At 55.7% G+C, this 1,565-nt stretch carries 1 protein-coding gene and 1 pseudogene; both read left to right on the top strand.

The features are described from left to right. Positions 1-1,127 (top strand): annotated as a pseudogene (locus tag AB6E51_RS24365) (conjugative transfer ATPase); the annotation flags it as partial. A gap of 1 nt (position 1,128) precedes the next feature. Then, the coding region (locus tag AB6E51_RS24360) for a TraU family protein (protein ID WP_372140304.1) at positions 1,129-1,565 on the top strand (437 nt) is incomplete at its 3' end.

The following is a 1,565-nucleotide window of genomic DNA, read 5'->3' as shown; positions in this document are numbered from 1 at the left end:
AACGTTTGGGGTTATCGGTCAACCGCGTTCAGGTGAGCGCTCATTCTAAAGGCCTGATGGCGCCGTTTGCCGATGCCAAACACTTGGTCGGCCAAGCCGTGCCTCACGTCAGTGATGAGAAAGCGCTAGACATTGAACACCTTAATGACAGTGATTCGCCAGACGATGAAGCGCGGGACATCTTAGGGGAGCTGGAAATCATGGCAAGGCTGATGATTACCGGCGGTGAGCAGCGCGAGATGGACGATTATCGCCGCGCTGACTCGTCGATGGTGCGTGATGCGATTAAAGAAGCCGCAGAGCATTGCCACCCTACGGGCGAGCAAGTGCGCCCAGAGCACGTCAAAGACGCGCTAGAGCGTTTTAGTCAAGACCCGAATAGACCTGAGCCCCGCCAAGCACGCGCCCGCCTAATGAGCGAAGCGATGGCCTTTTTCTGTGATGGCCTAGAAGGGCAAATTTTCAATCAAGAAGCCGAGCACTGGCCCGAAGCGGATGTGACCATCATTGACCTAGGCCTCTACGCTAAAACCGGGTATGAAGCGCAAATGGCCGCCGCGTACATCTCTTTGATTAACCGCATTAACGGCATTGCGGAGCGCGACCAATACTCTGGGCGTGACATTGTCACCCTGACCGATGAAGCGCACCTGATTGTCACCAATGAGCTACTCGCGCCTTACGCCGTCAAAATCGTCAAGATGTGGCGAAAACTCAGCGCGTGGTTTTGGCTAGCGACGCAAGATTTGGCCGATTTTCCGGCCATTGCCCGCAAGATGCTCAACAACGCTGAGTGGTGGGTGATGCTCAACATGCCAGAAGATGAACTCAGTCACCTTGAATCGTTTAAAAAGCTCTCCGAGGCCGAGAAAAACCTCATCCGTTCGATGCAATCGGAAAAGCACAAATACAAAGAAGGCGTCATCACCGGCATGGACAACACCCTAATGCAGCGCTTTTGCATTGTGCCGCCTGCGCTCTACCTGGCGCTGGGCGAAACCGATGGTCCAGCGAAAAGAAAACGCCAAACCCTCATGGACTTGCACGGCATCAGTGAGCTCGATGCGGCGCTGCTCAAGGCCAAAGACATCGAACAAGCCCGGCTTGACTATCTGGGAGAGGAATAAGATGAGCCTCACCTTACTCATACACAAATCACTCAAGCGAGGGCTAGGTTTGAGCATTCTAGGCTCATGTCTGTGCGCGACCTCTGCCATAAGTCAGGAGGTCACCACCGCCGAGGTCATCGCCAGCGCAGCCTGCCCGGAGTGCCTGGATTACGAAGTGATTGGGGCGTGCGTGTGGATGACCTGCACCCCGGCGGGATGCTCCACCGACACCTCGATTAAGGTCAAACACCGTTTGCCCGACTTTGTGGTGATGAGCTACCCCGAAACCGGGGAGGCGCCTTGGCAAGACACCGCTTGGATGTCACCAGACAATGCCTATTCAGAGAACGGCGGCCACAGCGCGCGTCGCAGCGTGCAAGGGCTGGATAACACCTCGATGCGTTTTTACAACAGCGACGTCATCGGCCACCCAGGCGGGCAGACGATTTTCTCACT

Source organism: Vibrio sp. 10N.247.311.47, assembly GCF_041467535.1.
GTDB lineage: Bacteria > Pseudomonadota > Gammaproteobacteria > Enterobacterales > Vibrionaceae > Vibrio > Vibrio crassostreae_C.
The sequence above is the reverse complement of the archived record's forward strand: the minus strand, read 5'-3'. Positions and strand labels throughout refer to the sequence as shown.